The 17,276-nt window shown below is 52.4% G+C and carries 16 protein-coding genes and 1 tRNA gene; 3 read left to right on the top strand and 14 right to left on the bottom strand.

The genetic code is table 11. The features are described 5' to 3' along the window. Window positions 1-207 precede the first annotated feature (207 nt). Entirely contained in the window at window positions 208-2,706 is a 2,499-nt protein-coding gene (locus tag B0B12_RS10465; protein WP_076668654.1) for an AsmA-like C-terminal region-containing protein, read from the bottom strand. Between the two features lie 203 nt (window positions 2,707-2,909). Here B0B12_RS10465 and B0B12_RS10460 point away from each other — a divergent pair. Further along, window positions 2,910-2,984, top strand: a tRNA-Val gene (locus B0B12_RS10460). A 228-nt stretch (window positions 2,985-3,212) separates the two neighbouring features. Here B0B12_RS10460 and B0B12_RS10455 read toward each other — a convergent pair. The 9 genes from B0B12_RS10455 to B0B12_RS10415 all read right to left on the bottom strand — a co-directional run bounded on the left by B0B12_RS10455 (window position 3,213) and on the right by B0B12_RS10415 (window position 10,190). Further along, window positions 3,213-3,683 carry a hypothetical protein gene (locus tag B0B12_RS10455; RefSeq protein WP_076668652.1) on the bottom strand — a complete coding sequence of 157 codons (471 nt, stop codon included), beginning with the start codon at window positions 3,681-3,683 and terminating at the stop codon, window positions 3,213-3,215. A 146-nt stretch (window positions 3,684-3,829) separates the two neighbouring features. Further along, entirely contained in the window at window positions 3,830-4,435 is a 606-nt protein-coding gene (gene coaE, locus B0B12_RS10450) for a dephospho-CoA kinase (RefSeq protein ID WP_076668650.1), read from the bottom strand. A 4-nt stretch (window positions 4,436-4,439) separates the two neighbouring features. Continuing rightward, window positions 4,440-5,417, bottom strand: coding sequence for a YbbR-like domain-containing protein (locus B0B12_RS10445; RefSeq protein ID WP_076668648.1), 978 nt, complete (start codon window positions 5,415-5,417; stop codon window positions 4,440-4,442). A 12-nt stretch (window positions 5,418-5,429) separates the two neighbouring features. Further along, entirely contained in the window at window positions 5,430-5,732 is a 303-nt protein-coding gene (gene yajC / locus B0B12_RS10440) for a preprotein translocase subunit YajC (protein ID WP_076668646.1), read from the bottom strand. Between the two features lie 33 nt (window positions 5,733-5,765). Next, entirely contained in the window at window positions 5,766-6,305 is a 540-nt protein-coding gene (locus B0B12_RS10435) for a DUF1573 domain-containing protein (protein ID WP_076668644.1), read from the bottom strand. Window positions 6,306-6,330: 25 nt separating this feature from the next. Beyond that, the gene (locus B0B12_RS10430; RefSeq protein WP_076668642.1) at window positions 6,331-7,329 is read right to left on the bottom strand and encodes an isocitrate/isopropylmalate dehydrogenase family protein; all 999 of its coding nucleotides are present in this window, start codon (window positions 7,327-7,329) and stop codon (window positions 6,331-6,333) included. Between the two features lie 2 nt (window positions 7,330-7,331). Next, entirely contained in the window at window positions 7,332-7,637 is a 306-nt protein-coding gene (locus B0B12_RS10425; RefSeq protein ID WP_076668640.1) for a YtxH domain-containing protein, read from the bottom strand. Window positions 7,638-7,717: 80 nt separating this feature from the next. Then, window positions 7,718-8,890: a transcription antitermination factor NusB gene (gene nusB, locus B0B12_RS10420; protein ID WP_076668638.1), complete on the bottom strand. Its 1,173-nt coding sequence runs from the start codon at window positions 8,888-8,890 to the stop codon at window positions 7,718-7,720. Window positions 8,891-9,089: 199 nt separating this feature from the next. After that, on the bottom strand, window positions 9,090-10,190 hold the full coding sequence (locus tag B0B12_RS10415; RefSeq protein WP_076668636.1) for a Glu/Leu/Phe/Val family dehydrogenase: 1,101 nt from the start codon (window positions 10,188-10,190) through the stop codon (window positions 9,090-9,092). 149 nt (window positions 10,191-10,339) lie between these two features. On the opposite strand from B0B12_RS10415, the gene B0B12_RS10410 reads away from it, so the two are divergent. Further along, the gene (locus B0B12_RS10410) at window positions 10,340-12,124 is read left to right on the top strand and encodes an ABC transporter ATP-binding protein (protein WP_076668634.1); all 1,785 of its coding nucleotides are present in this window, start codon (window positions 10,340-10,342) and stop codon (window positions 12,122-12,124) included. Window positions 12,125-12,260: 136 nt separating this feature from the next. After that, window positions 12,261-12,680: a hypothetical protein gene (locus B0B12_RS10405; RefSeq protein ID WP_076668632.1), complete on the top strand. Its 420-nt coding sequence runs from the start codon at window positions 12,261-12,263 to the stop codon at window positions 12,678-12,680. Between the two features lie 146 nt (window positions 12,681-12,826). Here B0B12_RS10405 and B0B12_RS10400 read toward each other — a convergent pair whose 3' ends face one another. From B0B12_RS10400 to B0B12_RS10385, 4 genes are all read right to left on the bottom strand, one after another. Beyond that, the gene (locus B0B12_RS10400; protein WP_076668630.1) at window positions 12,827-13,492 is read right to left on the bottom strand and encodes a hypothetical protein; all 666 of its coding nucleotides are present in this window, start codon (window positions 13,490-13,492) and stop codon (window positions 12,827-12,829) included. 61 nt (window positions 13,493-13,553) lie between these two features. Next, complete coding sequence (locus B0B12_RS10395) at window positions 13,554-14,165, bottom strand: TetR/AcrR family transcriptional regulator (RefSeq protein ID WP_076668628.1); 612 nt, start codon at window positions 14,163-14,165, stop codon at window positions 13,554-13,556. Between the two features lie 80 nt (window positions 14,166-14,245). Further along, complete coding sequence (locus B0B12_RS10390; protein WP_076668626.1) at window positions 14,246-14,767, bottom strand: GyrI-like domain-containing protein; 522 nt, start codon at window positions 14,765-14,767, stop codon at window positions 14,246-14,248. Further along, window positions 14,764-16,533, bottom strand: coding sequence for an ABC transporter ATP-binding protein (locus tag B0B12_RS10385; protein WP_076668624.1), 1,770 nt, complete (start codon window positions 16,531-16,533; stop codon window positions 14,764-14,766). The genes B0B12_RS10390 and B0B12_RS10385 overlap by 4 nt, the downstream gene beginning before the upstream one ends. Window positions 16,534-17,276: the final 743 nt, after the last annotated feature.

Genomic DNA, 17,276 nt, shown 5'->3' with positions numbered 1-17,276 from the left:
GACCGAACGCTACACAGGTTATACAACAAACAGCATTTTTTTAACAAATCTGCCCTTTTGCACGGTAAACGTGCATTAACAAAGGACGTAAGTAAAATATAATTTTTACAATACACGTGTTTTCGACCCCACAACGCTTCACCTATACCTTACAAATGCCATCGCTTAGCCTCGTCGCTAAGCAGGTATAGTCGCCTCAGTTCCAGCCTACTCAAAGTCGAAGTATTCGCCCTCCTGCAGCTCCACCTTCTTCTCCTGCTTCACAGGCTTTTTGCCGCGTAACAGATCTTTCAACTCCTGCCCTTCCTGCTTCAGGTCCGTCTTGATCTTCTCGCGCACGCGCTCGTTGTCATAGGCCAGCTTAAAATCACTCTCCTTGCCGCGCAGCGTCAGGAAAAGCGAGCTGTTCCCTGCATCGGTGTCCTCAGCCACTACACCATACACGCTGTCGCGGTCAGGCCGGCGATTTTTAGTGAGGGGCAGCTTGATGCGGTAGTCCATGTCCTGGTCGAAGGTATGGGTACCCGAAACAGACACCGAAGGTATAGCCGACAGGTTGGAACGGATGTCCATCTCCGGAATGAAGATGGTGCGTTGCTGTATCCAGAAATTGTTGCTAAGCTCTGCAAATTTCATGTTCGCCAGCTCTGAGCGTTTCACGAAAGCCGACATCTTCTGCATCGGGGCAAAGTTGATCAGCTGGCCGTCGCGCACCGTGGCGGCAATTTCCGCCTGCATGAGGTCTGTTTTGGTGTTGAGCTGGCTGTCGAAGTACACATCCGACACAATATTGGCCGTTAGCCTGCCGCGCAGCTGCTTGTCGGAGATGAAGTTCTGGCCGAAGTTCTCAAAAACATAGAACAGGCTGTCGACGCTCATATTGCTCAGCTTAGTGGCCGTGCTCACCTTGATGTGGTCGCGGTTGCGGGCGTCCAGGTTTCCGCGTACGGCGAAGTTACCGCCGATGGCGTTGAACGAGATGTTGGGGGAAGACACGATCTGGTTGCGTAGCTTCACCTCGCCCTTGATATGCTCTGCCCTGAACCGCCTGAAACTCGCCTGCCGGATAGTGGCACTCAGGTCGAAGGCAATATCAGGTGATATGTTGAACTTGTAAGCGCTACTACCGGTCTGCCTGGCGTCAGCCGGGGTGTTGGACTCTTCGCTCAGCAGCTGGTCAAAATTGAGGTATTGGCTACTGAAGTCAGCCTCCACGAGCAGGCGTTGCTTGTCGAGCAGCAACCAGGCCATCACGTTGCGAAACATCCCGTTCAGCACGAAATCCGAGTCGCCCAGCTGCCCCTTGAAGTCCGAAACCGCGACATCGTTCTTCTTGAAAATGAAGTTTCCGTTCAGCCCTCTCAATGGCAGCGGCATTTCCTTCAGGTTCAGCATCACATTGTGCAGTGTAATATCTCCGCTTGTGCTGAGCGTACTGTTGCCCGGTTTGGCCTTAAACTCTTTCAGGTTGCCGGCAAAGGCGATGTGCACATCTGCCAGTCCGCTCCCGCTCTTTACTTCGCTCAGCTGCAGCAGGCTCAACACATACCCCACGTCAATCATCCCTTTGGCATTGAAGGCCAGGTAGGGGTTATCGAAATTGCGGTAAGTGAGGCTCCCTTCAAAAGGGCGCTTGTTCAGCACGCCTCGCAGGTTCTTCAACTCCAGCAGGGAGGTGGCGGCGCTCTTGCTGGCGCCGTTCGTGAAGTATCCGTCCAGGTGCAGACCTTCTACTTTCTGCTTTGTATCGGGGTGAAAGAATGAGGCATTTCGGGCGCCAAACTCAAAAGCCACCTCTGGGTTCTGCTTACCGGACGCCTTGCCTTTTACGGTACCCTTGAAGAACACATCGCCTTCGCTGCGGTACTGGCTATACTCACGCGAGATCTGCTGCGGCAGCAAGGAGAACAGCGACTGTATGTTGGTATCCTTCCCTTGCAGTTGTAAGTCGAGCTCTGTCGTGCCACCGTAGGCGATCTGCCCGCCAACCTCATAGGCAGCACCCTCTACCTGCACCACAGATGGTTTTAAAGCGATGGTCTGCGCGGTGCGGTCTATGGTTAGGGCGGTGTGCAGGGCAACCGACTTTTCTTTGAAGTATTCACTCTCTCCTATCCGGATGGTGCTTATGGCGGCATTGCCTTTCGTTTCGAGGGCAATCTGGTCGTTGGTGATCGCCATGGCGGCGACCAATTGCGGGGCGTGCGCTTCGATGTAGTGGTTGAGGTGCAGGTCGGTATAGCGCAGTGCGACTTGGCTCAGGTTGATCTTCTCGAGGTTAAAGGCAAAGTCACTGGACGTGTTGCTGGAATCGACTGCCAGTATGTGGTAGTTGACCTGCCCGTTTTTCAGTACGCGCACATGGATGGAGCCGTTTTCCAGGTATAGCTGCTTCACGTCGTACTTGCCCCGGATGATGTCGAACACACTGAACGTGAAATACAGCTTCTCGGCCCGTGCCAGCGATGAGTCGCTCTCGGCAATACCTTCGTGCACGTTTACCTGGTCGAGCGCCACGGCCACCTGCGGGAATTTGTCGAAGAGGGAGAGCGAGATTTTGCCTACTTCTACCTTGTTGGCGATGTGCTTGTTGGCCTCGGCCACAAAAAGGGCGATTATTTTATCTTGGTACGCATACACCAGTCCCGCCGAAATGCCCGTGATCGCCACTGTTGCCAGGGCGACATAAAATAGCACTTTTTTCACAACACGATTTCGTCCCAAGAGAAAGTTCAGATTTTAAGCATCTTACAAAAGCTAAAGGTACTGCAGTATTCACACGCGCACAATAGGCGACGAGGCTCGAAAAAAAAATTTAAGTTTTTTTTAGCAGATGTTTTGCAGTTCCAAAAAATCGCCCCATATTTGCATCATCAAACGGGGACAACAGGTCAACGAAACGATAAAAAGGGGTGTTAGCTCAGCTGGTTCAGAGCACCTGCCTTACAAGCAGGGGGTCACTGGTTCGAATCCAGTACGCCCCACAAAAGGACAACGTAAAAGTTGTCCTTTTTTTATGTCCATACTTTTCTGAAGTGCTATACCTGAAAGCCCTCCCCGACTTCAGTATAACGGCTTGGTTGCGAATATAATATACACCTGCCAAGAAGGCTTGGCAACACGCTAGCCAGGTATAGCAAAGCATCGTTACGTGCCAACATCCGGATGTGCAAAGTAGGCAGTGCCTGGGCTATTCGCACAGGTATAAGGAATCAAATCCCCCAGCTGACAACCCTTTCGTATTGGAAGCTTTCGCTTTGGCAGTCATATTGAAAATGAACCTGCACCCCGTCCCCAAGAGACAAATCCAGGTTTCCGTTCCACTTTCTCACCCCACTATAAGGTATGAAGCTAATTATAATCCTCCCCGTTTCAACTCTCAAAGGGAACAGCTTGGTATGAATCAGCCTGTTGTTATTGGCCCGGTATACCTGCTTTATGTTCTCCTGCGTCAGGATGACTATTCTGTAGCCATTCAAGCTGTCTGGCAAGCCGTCAAGGTCGCCAGGAAGCTCTAAATAGATTGTTTTGCTCTCATGGTTCCTGTTGCCCGCATACAAAGAATCTGATTGAAGCGTGTACTGGTTCAGGGCCTCCAAATAGATTGCCTTGCTCTCATGCAATTGAGCATGCGATAACAGGGATGATGCAAAAAAGAAGCATACAAGAAGAAGACTTTTCATGATGTGCCATTATCTGTGACAAGATGATTTAAGTAGAACAAAACAGTAGAGAACGCCTCCACATTTTAGTCACACTCTTCGCCTCAAGTTACACACAAAAATAGGTAGGCTATACCTGCAGGGCGCAGGCAGGCTTGTGTGAGATACTAATCTACTATACCTGACTTGGAAAGGAACTGCTCGTGCAGGGCGAGTACCTGAGGTATAATCAACCGCTGATCATCATTATAGACAATGTGCTGCGCCCGAGCTATTTTCTCTTCTTCGCTTAGCTGTTTGCTGATGATGGCCTTGATATCGGCTTCGGTGCGGTGCGGGTCGCGTTTGAGCAGGCGCTTGAGACGCACATCCAGCGGCGCCGTCACGACAATGATCTCGTCCATCTGCCGCCACGACTCCGACTCAAACATCAGGGCTGCCTCCTTAATCAGGTATGGCGCATTGGCATTCGCCTCAGCCCAGCGCTCGAAATCAAGGCCTACGTGCGGGTGCACCAGGGCATTCAGTTTGTCTAGCCGCTGCTGGTTGTTGAATACCACCGATGCCAGGTAGGCACGGTTCAGTTGGCCCTCTGAGGTATAGGCTTCCTCTCCGAAGGCTTCCTGCAATTCCTGCTTCAGCGCAAGATCATATTGCATCACCCACTTGGCTCGGGTGTCGGCGTCGTACACAGGTATACCCAGCACCTGAAACAGGCGGCACACAATCGTTTTGCCTACGCCAATCCCACCGGTTATACCTATCCTGAGCATTCGGTTATTTTTTAAGAACAGCTTTGATGCGCTCAGGCCAGAGCGTGATGTTGCGTGCCCCGGCAGGCTTCTGCACCAGTTCTGGCGCTACGGTAGAATCCTGGCGGCTATACCTGGAGAAGTCCACAATGGCTTTGAACGCCTCCGAGTTGATGACGGCCCCTGAGTCCTCGAGCGCGAGGTAGCGTATCAGCACCACTTGCGGCCGTAGGGTTACCTCGGTGTTCAACGGCACATTTACCATTTCCGGCACGACCTGGTGCTCGCGCTGCAGCAGTGGCTTTATCCGCACCGAAACAGTGGCTTCCGTAACGTCCGACCTCACCAATGGCTTGTTGCTATACTCAATGGGCACCGCAATCTTAGCCGATTCGGTCAGGTTAGTGATCGGCAGGCGCAGCACAAAGGGACTTGGCAGGCTGTCGACCATAGAGGAAGGCCCGCGGAACGTGATCGAGTCCGGGTCGATGCGCACAGGACGCAGCAGGGCGTGGCGCTCACCGGTCACTTTCTGGTTCGGGTCGAGCTGCAGGGCGATGCGGCGGGTCACCTGCTCGTTAAAGTTAAAGAAAAGGGTGTCGGTTACGACGAAGTTAAGCTGCAGGCCGTCCATGGCATTCACCAGGGCGGGTCTTAGGGCAGAGCCTAACAGGTAATTGTTGCGGGGCAGGCTACGGATGTAGACCTCTGCGGGCTGTACTTCTACTTTCAGCGATTTGCGGAGCAGCTTCCAGCCTTTGCCTGTCACGTTCACCATCACCTCCTCCGGAAGCGGGCTGATCGGAACCAGGCGCTGATCGTTGTACACAAAGCGCACCGGGTAGGTGGTTTGGGTAGAGTAGCTTTTATTGAGGGCGTTGAGCAGCCAAAAAGTGGAGGCAGCCACAAAACAGAGCACTACAATTCGCCAGTAGTGCTCTGTTTGGGGCTTAAATGGCCTTACAAACCATGAAATGATATTTCGGGCTTTCTCAAACGACAAGGTATCTTATCCTTATTTCACTTTAGCAGTGGCTTCCAGCGAGATAGCAGATTTTTCGAACACGAGGCGTACGCCTTTGTCTACTTCTATCTCTACGGTATCATCGTTTACAGCTGTTAAACGGCCATGCAGCCCGCCTATTGTTACAACCTGCATACCTTTGGTCAGCTCATCACGAAATTTTTTCTGGTCCTTCGCCTTTTTTTGCTGCGGACGGATCATGAAAAAATAGAAAACAAGGATAATGGCGCCAAACATCAGGAGCTGTGGCAGCATGCCACCGTCCGGTGCGGCTTGGAGGAATATCGTTTGCATAAAAAGGGTTGTGCTCTTTAGAGCTTCAATTTTTTAGTTAAGTTTTACAGGGCCATCAGCGCCTGCAGTCGGAATGCTTGAAGAAACTACGTTGCCTTTCATGAACACACGCACAATGTTAGGCTCTGTGTTGGCACGTACCGTTACGGTAGGTGACTGCTGGCCCGGCTTGTTGCGGCTGTCGAAACGAACCTTCACTTCTCCTTCTTCGCCCGGAGCAACAGGAGTCTTCGTCCAGTCAGGGGCAGTACAGCCACAAGAGGCAGAGGCGCTCTCGATCACCAGCGGCGACTTGCCTGTGTTGGTGAATTTAAAGGTATGCTCTACTACTTCGCCTTCTTTAATGGTACCGAAATCATACTCCGTGGTGGCAAAGCTCATCACAGCCATGTTCTCGGTGCTGGTCTCCTGGCTGGTTGGTACTACGTTCGGGTTGTCAACTGCCTGCGGCTGGTCTGCAGTGGCAGTAGTTTCGGCAGTAGTTGCCTCCGATGCAGTGGTGTTGTTCTGGTCGCAGCTGGTCACCGTCATGGCAGTGCCAAGTGCTAGGGCTAATAGGAAATTCTTTTTCATATCAGTTAAACAGCTTTATGCTTAATTATAGTTTCGCGATGATGTGTTGTGCAAACTCCATGGTGCTGGCCTTGCCGCCCAGGTCGCCAGTGCACTGCTCTCTGTTGGCAAGTGTTGCGTCCAGGGCAGCCTCAATGCGGTTCGCCTCATCTTTCAGATCGATGTGGTGCAGCATCATAATGGCCGAGCGCAGCAGCGCAGTCGGGTTCGCCTTGCCTTGACCGGCAATATCCGGGGCAGAGCCGTGCACGGCTTCAAAGATAGCCATGTCGTTGCCGATGTTGGCACCGGATACAACGCCCAGTCCACCTACCAGACCCGCGCACAGGTCAGACAGGATGTCGCCGAACAGGTTGGTGGTCACGATCACGTCGAATTGCTCTGGCTTGATCACCAGCTGCATGCACATGTTGTCGATGATCTTGTCGTCGTACTGGATGTGCGGGTATTCTTTTGCGATCTCGCTGGCCTCGCTCAGGAACAAGGCACCTGCGCTTTTCAGGATGTTGGCTTTATGAACCGCCGTTACCTTCTTGCAGTTGTGCTTGTTGGCGTACTCAAAGGCGGCACGGATGATCTTGCGGCAGCCTACGCGCGTCAGGCGGGCCACGGAGTCAGAAATCTGCAGGCGCTCGTCGAACATCTCCAGGCCAGAATAAAGGCCTTCGGTGTTTTCGCGGAACAGCACCAGGTTTACGTTATCGAAGCGGGTATTCACGCCTGGCGTGGTCTTGGCAGGGCGCACGTTGGAGTACAGGTCGAACATCTGGCGCAGCTGCACGTTGATGCTCTTAAAGCCTTTGCCAACCGGCGTGGTGATCGGACCTTTCAGGGCCACTTTGTTTTTTTTCAGGGAGGCAATCAGTGTAGAAGGAATCAGCTCACCCATCGAGTCGAAGGTGGTCTGTCCTGCATTTTCCTCTTCCCAGGTTACAGGCACCTTGGCGGCGCTGAAAACGGCTTTAACAGCTTCTGTAATCTCTGGTCCTATCCCGTCGCCGGGAATCAGTGTAATCTCTCTCATGATTATATTTCTTTCCTGCTGTTAATCTCGTTGATAAGTGAATCGACATCGCCCAGCAGTTTCTCGGCTTTGTCTTTTGCGTCCTGTATCACGCGCTGCCCTTCTGATTTTGCACTTGAAGTTACGCGGCCACGGTCCTCTACCAGTTCTTCCAGCAGGTCCGATAGTGTGTCGCGGTATTTCTCCAGGCGGTAGCTTAGCCAGCTGCGTGTCTCCCTACCTTTCTCTGGTGCAAACAGGATGCCTGCTGCGGCTCCTACAGCAGCACCAGACACGAAAAATAGTATGTTGCTCGTCTTCTTACTCATAGGTTTATCTCTATACTTATATATTCGGCATGTCGTTTTTCCCTATTACGGTAGATCGGGGCTTAAAGACGGACTATACCTTATTTGTTGTCGATCAAACCACGGCCTGATTTGCGAATGTCTCCTTTGGTGGTCAGCTCCTGTGCCATCTTGTCCAGTACACCGTTCACAAACTGCTTGCTTTTTGGCGTGCTGTACAGCTTCGAGATCTCGATGTATTCGTTGATGGTCACTTTGACGGGAATGCTGCGGAAGATGTGCATTTCGCAAAGCGCCATTTTCAGGATGATCTTGTCAAGCAGGGCCACACGCTCCACATCCCAGTTCTTCACGCTTGCGGCAATCATGGCCTCGTACTTTTCGTCTTCCTGAAGCGTCTGGTGGTAGAGCTCTTCGAAGAAGGCCTTGTCGTCTTCCCAATTCGCGGAAAGGTCGAGCAATACGGGTTCTTCCTCTGTCTCTTCGCCAAACATCTTGACGGTTTTGTTGACCAGGCTTTTCACGATGGATTTGTTCTCCACCCAGTTCAAATCCTGCTCTTCAAACAAAGATTGTAAGTTTTTTTCTTTAAAAATAATGTTTTTGAAAATATGTTTCACCACTTCCAGGTCCTCCTCGAGGGTGGGCTCGGGCAGTGCCAGATAGTTCAAAAACACCTCGTCTTGCTTCAAAATGTTCTTGTACACTAGGCGGATTTCGCTGATGTCAGAGCCCCAGCTGATGTTGCGGCGGATGATGTGCTGCTGGTAGGATGTGTTGCCCAGGATGCGCTGCACTACGCGGTTGTTGAGGAAGCGCTTTACATCGGGGCCAGTGGCGGCGGTATAGCGCTTTTCTTTTTTCTCCTCTTCGTCTTTCACCAGCTCGTTGATCAGCTCCAGAATCTGCAGGGTGCCCAGGTAGTGGTCATAGATACGCTCCACGGCACTCATCATCTGGTTGCTGTAGTGCTTATAGTCCTTCTTGGTGAGGTTCTTGTAAGCCACAGTGGCTCTGTTTACCGCATCAATTGTCTCCTTGTCGGTTTCCTCAGTTTCGAACTGGCCTGTTTCGTGCCATTCCTTAAAGAGCAGCTGGGCAATTTGCTTGCGGCCTTCCAGCAGTTTGCGGTCCTGCACTTCCATCGAGTTCAGGTCGGGCGCAAAGTCGTCTGCTATCTGGTCGAGTGCCAGCTGGTAATCCGAACCTTCGGCCTGTTTGTAGGCATAAATGGCTTGCATAGCCTTGATGCGAAGTGTTCTGCGGTTGAGCATAATGGTATTTTAAAGAACGTGTTGGTTGATATTGTTTCTACTGTGTTTGGCGCCGTGGCACCAGAAGTGGCAGGTATAGCCGCCGGTAAAGGTATACGCAAAGGCAGGCCAGTGCGCTTAAATTATGAACTGTAGTAAAACAAAAGTGCCACAGGTTAATGCAGCACTTTTGTTTTGAATATGATCAGGAAGGCAGCGTCTAGTAAGTAGACTTCACCTTGCCAATGCTGTGGATGCGCTGCTCAGCCATTTTGGTAGCGGCCAGCTGCGTATGGATGCCTTCGTTCTCGGACTTGTCGAAGATGTCGAGGGTATAGCCGTAGATGCGCTCTGTCTGGGCATAGGCGCTCTCGCGGTTGTAGCCCTGCAACTCAGAGTACACGTTGATCAGGCCACCTGCGTTGATCAGGAAGTCTGGTGCGTACAGGATGCCTTTCTTCACCAGCGCCGGGCCGTGCACGGTCTCTTCGCGCAGCTGGTTGTTAGCCGAGCCCGCAATGATCTGGCACTTCAGACGGTTGATGGTGTCATCGTTCACGGTACCACCCAATGCGCAAGGAGAGTAGATGTCTACGTCCAGGTCATAGATCTCGTCCATACCTACCACTTTGGCTTTGTATTTAGAGGAGATGTCGCGCAGACGGTCTTCGTAGATGTCAGTGATGAAAATCTGGGCGTTTTCTTTGGCCAGCAGCTCTACCAGGTAACCACCTACGTGGCCAACACCCTGTACAGATATTTTCTTGCCTTCAAGCGAATCAGAACCGTAAGCTTTTTTGGCAGCCGCCTTCATACCCATGTAAGTACCGTACGCAGTCACCGGAGACGGGTCTCCGCTGCCGCCCATCGACTCAGGCAGACCAGCTACGTGGTCTGTCTCCATCTTGATGTACTCCATGTCCTTCGTGGTCGTTCCAACGTCCTCAGCAGTGATATAGGCACCATTCAGGTTTTTCACAAAACGGCCATAACGGCGCATCAGCGCTTCGCTCTTGTCTTTTTTGGCATCACCGATGATCACGGCTTTACCGCCACCCAGGTTCAGACCAGAGATAGCAGCCTTGTAAGTCATACCTCTTGAAAGACGCAGCACATCGTCAATCGCCTCGGCCTCAGAAGCATACGCCCACATACGGGTACCACCCAGGGCAGGGCCAAGTACTGTGTTGTGGATACCGATGATCGCTTTCAAGCCAGTCTCGTGGTCGTGGCAGAAAACTACTTTCTCATGGTTATACTCTGATATCTGGCCGAAGACCGACTTGTCTTTCTTCAGCTCAACTTCTTTTAGTTCGACCATTTATGATTTTGATTAAGGGTTATTCTATCTTTGTAGAAGATAGGGAGGAATGCCTCCCGTTTCGTGCTGCAAAATTAATTCTTTTTTTGATTAATTCAATTTGTACCCGCTAACTCTACGTAAAAGCCTCTGAGCTTCATATTCTTGCTGTGAAATCACTCCGCTACCTCAACAAATACCTCATCAAGTATAAATACCGCCTTCTGTGGGGTTTGGTGTTTATTATCATTTCCAACTTTTTCCAGATTCTGCCTGCCCAAGTGGTGCGCCACGCCTTCAACCTGATCAGGGAGGGCATCAACCTGCACAACCTCTTCGAGGGCATGGCGCAGCAGGAAACGGTATACGACTCTTTTGCCAGTAGCATCCTGGTGTACGGGGTGGTGATTCTGGTGATGGCGCTGCTGCGGGGCCTTTTCCTGTTCTTTGTGCGGCAGACCATCATTGTGATGAGCCGCCTGATCGAGAACGACCTCAAAAACGAAATTTACGCGCACTACCAAAGCCTGCCGCTCAGCTTCTACCGTAAAAACAACACCGGCGACCTCATGTCACGCATCTCCGAGGACGTGAGCCGCGTGCGCATGTACCTCGGGCCTGCCATCATGTATGGCCTCAACCTGGTTATCCTGTTCCTGATGGTGATCCCGTACATGCTGTCGGTAAACGTGAAACTGACGCTCTATACCTTGATCCCGCTGCCGATCCTGGCCATCAGCATCTATTACGTCAACAACATCATCGAGCGAAAGTCCGACGAGATACAGCGCAGCCTCTCCGGCATCACCACCTTTGTGCAGGAGGCTTTCTCAGGTATACGGGTGCTCAAGTCCTTTGTGCGGGAGGACGACTCGCACAACAACTTCACCAAAGCCAGCAACACCTACAAGGACAAGTCACTGGAACTCAACTTTGTCAACTCGCTCTTCTTTCCGCTGGTGCTGTTTTTAGTGGGTCTGAGTACGATCATCACCGTCTACATCGGCGGTCAGGAGGTGATGAACGGCAGCATCACCACAGGTAACATCGCCGAGTTCATCATCTACGTGAACATGCTCACCTGGCCGGTGACCTCGCTGGGCTGGACGGCCAGTCTCGTGCAGCGCGCCGCAGCTTCCCAGGCCCGCATCAACGAATTCCTGCACACCAAAACCGACATTATTTCCCGTGAGAACATCACCCGCCCGATCAAAGGCGACATTGTGTTCGAGAAGGTGGACTTCGTATACCCCGACACAGGTATACACGCCCTCAAAAACGTGTCGTTTAACATCCGACATGGCGAGACACTGGCTGTGATCGGCAACACGGGCTCGGGCAAGAGCACCATCGCCAACCTGCTGCCGCGCATGTACGACGTGACGAGCGGACGCATCCTGATCGACGGCGTGGATGTGCGCGACTATAACCTGGAGAGCCTCCGCAGCCAGATCGGCTACGTGCCACAGGACGTGTTCCTCTTCTCCGACTCCATCCGCAACAACATCGGCTTCGGTTTGCCGAGCATCACGGAGGAGCAGATGGTGCAGTCGGCCAAAGACGCCGACGTGTACGAAAACATCATGCGCTTTCCGGAGCAGTTCGAAACCAAGCTGGGCGAGCGCGGCATCACGCTTTCGGGTGGGCAGAAGCAGCGCGTGTCCATTGCCCGTGCCTTGGTGCGCGAGCCCAGCATCCTCATCCTCGACGACTCCCTCTCAGCCGTGGACACCAAGACTGAAAATGCCATCCTCAACAGCCTGCGCCGCATCATGGTGGACCGCACGTCGATCATCATTTCGCACCGGGTGTCGTCGGTAAAGCTGGCGGACAAGATTTTGGTGCTGGACGATGGGGAGATCGTGCAGCACGGCACGCACGAGGAACTGATTCAGCAGCAGGGGCTCTATAAGGTGCTTTACGAAAGGCAGTTGCAGGCCGAGGACTCACAGTAACAGGGCGCCACATCACTGATTTTTAATTGAAAACCAGTCATTTAGGAGCCATGCATTTCGCGTGAGGGGAATTTTTTGATCCAGAAACTGTTATAGGTACGTATAGCAAGTTTAATCAACTCCTAAATCTCTATCTATGGCTATTGACATACAGCAAATCGGCAAAAGGTTTCGTTTCTATACCAGCATCAAAGAACTGGAAATGCCGCAGCTCCTCGAGATGACGGGTAGCAACGAAACGGTGCTTTCGAATATCCTTTGTGGCAAAAATTACCTGCTTGATGAGTTGGTAGCGATCGTGAAAAATTTTCAGGACCTGAACACGCAGTGGCTTATTTATGGGGAAGGCAGTATGTTCAAACCCATGGACGAGGACGGTACCTGCAAAGACAACCCGAAAGCCTGCCTCAAAAAAGACAGAGCCGCTTACCTGAGGCAGATGCAGAACATGCTCATCGAGCTCGACGCTGCCGAAGTAGCCAAAGGCCACCACGCCGATGTAGAAGCCCTCAAAGCCAAGCTGGAAGCATACAAAGCCAGCCACTCACAGGACTAGGCTCCTGAATTTCTGGGCGACCAACCGCCCACCTCACGCACCCTTCTGTTTGATAAACCTTTCGCCTGAGCAGGCCAGTTATAAACATGCCCCCATGTAAGCAGTTTGCATGGGGGCATGTTGCGTTTAGCAGGGCTGGCTATACCTTACTGGCTTACTTTACAATGATCCAGTAGCTCTACCACTCCTTTCTTGAGTGCCCTTTCCGAGGCACGCGATTCCGTGGCAAGATTCACTGTGCTACTGCTCCTATACCCATCTTCGTACTTGTTGCCAGGCAATGTTAGCGGGCTCAGTTTGGTGGTTGTAGCCAGGGTATAGGTTTGCTTTTTCTGATCCGTTGAATAAAGTTTGAAGTGCACCGTGGCCTTCGAATCATCTACCCCGACTGTGCCGTAGCCTTGCTGTATTTCCCTCTGCTCCTGCGCGCTTGTGCGTGCGTAGCCCATGCCTGAAGCAACATCTGCTATGGCCAGCTCCAGGTAGTAGGTATAGCCTGACTTTCGCATTTGCGCCAAAGTAGCTGAATCTGGTGCTGGATTGGGTTGAATACCTTGTTGAGCCAGGTCATACTCCTGCTCTACCACATAGGCCGTTCTTATCCCCTTTTGAGCAAAGGACTGCTCCAATTGCTGATAAAGTTGATGCGAGCGGTGCGCTGAAAGTCCAGGGATGGAGCTGACCAATATGCGGTCACTCGCCTGAAATGCTTTGGGGCAACCGCCAGGTATAGCCGTATGACGGGTCGAGCCAATGCAACCGACTAGCATCAAAAAGAGAAACAGGATGGCAGTAGCTTTCCGGAAATACATGTGTAGCTGTTAAAAGGTAAGCTTGGGTGAACTCAATTGACTATCACGCAGCTCTGTGCTGCTATACCTTCACCCGTATACCTTCCAGAATCAGGTTGACGGTATAGAGCACCTCGCGTTCTATTCTCTCAAAATCGATGGAAGGCAGGTTGTGGAACTGGGCGCGCTGAAATTCTTCGAACTGGATAAGGTCTTTGACAACCATGATGGAGTAGCCCACCCGATCGGCTTCGCAATTGATAAAGGTGCCGTTGGCTATACCTTCTTTGATGACGGAGGCATAGAAGTTCGTCTCCTTGGCGCGCGACTCTTTGAAGAGTTCCTGGAACATGGTGCGTGTCTCGATGAGCACCTGGATGGAGATGGTGTGCTGCGTTACGATTTCCTGGTAGTAGCGCAGCGAGGAACGGATGTAGAGCAACAGGCGCTCACGGGGGTCTTTTTCCTGCTCCGCTATCTTTTTGATACGGTACAGGCTGTCCTTCCACTCCTGCGAAAAGGCCTCGATAAAGAGCACCTCCTTGCTTTTGTAGTAATAGTAGAGCGTGGGCTTTTTGAGGCCGATGGCATGGGCGATATCGTCCAGCGTGGCTTTGCTGTAGCCCAGTTTGCCGAACACCGACTTGGCTGCCTCCAGTATCAGCTCTTTTTTTGCCTCTGCCTTTTTGCCCAATTCCTTTTCTGTTGTTCCACGGGGAAAGGTATGATCAATCCCGCTGCATCAAATATAGAGAGATAATCTATACCTGCAAGCTACTCCTTGATCGGAACCTCCACTATACCTCGATGGTCCTCGGGGAACCACTCCACGTAGAATGTTTCCAGCTCCAGATTCTGCTCTTTGGCATAGTCAAAAATGGCTTCGTAGAGTCTATTGGGCGCCAGCATGTAATGGGCGTTCACGTCGGCGCGCAGGGCACGGCGGCCACCCGGCACCACCCGCAGTTCGTAGTCGGCCGGCAGCTGCACGGTGCTGTCAGGTATAACCACCCCGATAAAAGCCTTCACACTGTCGCCACGCCCCTCGGGGTTGTTGTAGTAAATGTTGCCCAGCATACCTTCCAGCTCCTTTTTGTCAAGCACCTCGGCAGCCCGCCGGAAAGCGTCGTTGATGCCGCTGTCGTTTACAGATCCGTTGAAGGCGCGTCCCGCCACATAAAGTTGCTCGGAGTTCACCTCCGATACACTGGCCGAGCTGAAGCCTCCCAGATAAGCATAAAAAGCAGCCACGATAAAGGAGAGCACCAGCATCACTAACAAGAATTTCTTGTTCATAGGTCGATCATGTTTTTGTACTGCATGTGGTAGAGTTGTGCATAGTAACCGTCGCGGCGCAGTAATTCCTCGTGGTTACCCATTTCTTTTATCTCGCCCCGGTCCATCACAATGATCTTGTCCGCCTTCTGGATGGTAGACAAACGGTGCGCGATGACGATGGACGTGCGCCCGTGCATGATCTGGTCGATGGCGTATTGGATGAGCTCTTCGGTCTCGGAGTCGACGCTGGAAGTGGCCTCGTCAAGGATGATGATCTCAGGATTGTAGACCATGGCCCGCACGAAGGAGATGAGCTGACGCTGACCCACCGAAAGGGTAGCCCCACGCTCCATCACCTGGTAGTGCAGCCTGCCCGGCAGTCGCTCGATGAACTTACGGGCGCCCACCAGGTCGGCGGCGTGCCACATCTGCTCTTCGGTAATAGACTTGTTGCCCAGGCTGATGTTGTCGGCGATGGTGCCCGAGAAAAGAAACACATCCTGCAACACCACGCCGATGTGATGGCGCAGCACGCTCAGGTCGTACGCCTTGATGTCGTGCCCGTCGATCAGGATCTGGCCGCTGTTGATCTCGTAGAAGCGATTGAGCAGGTTGATGACTGAGGTCTTGCCCGCACCCGTCGCGCCCACAAAAGCCACCGATTCGCCGGCCTTCACGTTGAGCGAGATATTACGCAGCACCCACTCCTCGTCCTTGTAGGCAAACCACACATCCTTGAAGTTCACATTGCCTTTTATCTTCTCCGGGGCGTAGGTGCCATTGTCCGGAATCATTTCTTTGTTGTCGAGCAGGCGCATGAGGCGCTCGGTGCTCACCACGCCCAGCTGCAGCGTGTTGAAACGGTCGGCGATCATGCGGATCGGGCGGAAGAACATCTGGATGTAGAGGATAAAGGCCATCAGCGTACCCAGCGACACGTCGTTGTCGATCACACCGTGGGCGCCATACCACACGAGCAGACCCAGGCCGGCCGCGCCAATGATCTCCGCCACCGGGAAATACACCGAGTAGTACAGCACCGAACGGATGTTGGCACGGGTGTGCTCCTTGTTGATCTCGCGGAACTTCTCCATCTCGCGCTTCTCGTTGTTGAAGATCTGCACGATGCTCATACCCGTGATGTGCTCCTGCACAAAGGAGTTGAGACGCGCCACGGCCGTCCGCACATCCTGAAAAGTGTCTTTAATTTTCTCTTTGAAGATGTAGGTACTGATGAGCATGATCGGGAAAGTAGAAAGGCTGACCAGCGCCAGCTCCCAGTCGATGTAGAACATGAAGCCCAGGATGAACACGAGCTGCAGGATATCGCCGATCATCGCGGCCAGGCCTTCGCTGAATACGTCGGAAAGCGTTTCCACATCCGACACGTTGCGGGTCACGAGCGTGCCGATGGGCGTGCGGTCGAAGAACTTGAGGCGCAGATTGAGGATGTGGCGGTAAAGTTGCACCCGGATGTCGCGCACCACGTGCTGCCCGAGCCAACCGGCAAAATAGGTATGCAGGTACTGCACAATGGCATGCCCCACCAGCAGCACGGCCAGGATCACGAACATTTTGTTCAGTCCTTCCCAGTCGTTCTGCAGAATCTCCTGGTCCACGGTATACTGAATCAGGAAAGGCCGCACCGCAGCCAGTATAGCCGAGGCGAAGGTCAGGAACACGATGAAGTAGAAGATCCGGATGTACGGCTTCACGAAGGTGAAGAGCCGCCGGATCACCTCCGCATCGAATACCTTGCCTGTATTTTGTGGTTTATCTTCCAAGTTTGTTCTATCAGGTTTTGTTCGTTTTCGGGAGGCGTTTCAGGTATAATCTACCTGGGACCACCCTGTGTGTCCCCCTACCCCAACCTTCCCCTTTTATCGAGGGCCTCTACCCCACAACAGAGGAGGGAGCTCAGGCTGCTGCACATCCACAGGTATGGGCGTTGTAGCTACTTACCTGCTGAATACCGTCATCCCCCTGCCCCCTTCGAAGGGGGACTTTTTGGCCATAGCCAATCAATAGGTATGGGCGCTGTAGCTAAGTTGTCTAGCTATACCGGGTCAAACTACCCCTGCCCCTCCTTGTCCTTTAAAGAGGGCCCCCACCCCCAGGAGGGGAGGCTGAACTGCCAGTTCTTAGGTATAAGCCCTGTAGTAAAAGCAATTGGCAGGTATAGCACCGACATACTTACAACCTCAGCTACAAAGCAACAACCACAGCCAGGTGCACCATTCGACGCTCCACTGTTTGAGCATTCAGCGAGTTTGGAGCGTCTTGATTTTTTTGCTTACTTTTTTCATCAAGGAAAAAAGTAAGTGCCCGCCGCACAGGCGAAGCTATACAACAACTCAGATGCTATACCTGTAAGCTGTGACAACTAGGCCAGAGACCTCACGAGCGTGGACGCTCGCGCCATAACACAAAGCCAGTTACGCTGCAGCTATACCTGCGGTACAAACAGCAAAACCTTCTATACGGTCATCACTCCGTAACCGCCTGCAAAGTTAATGCTTTTTGCATC

Origin of the sequence: Pontibacter indicus, assembly GCF_900156345.1 — a bacterium.
GTDB lineage: Bacteria > Bacteroidota > Bacteroidia > Cytophagales > Hymenobacteraceae > Pontibacter > Pontibacter indicus.
This window is presented reverse-complemented; position numbering and strand designations above follow the sequence as displayed.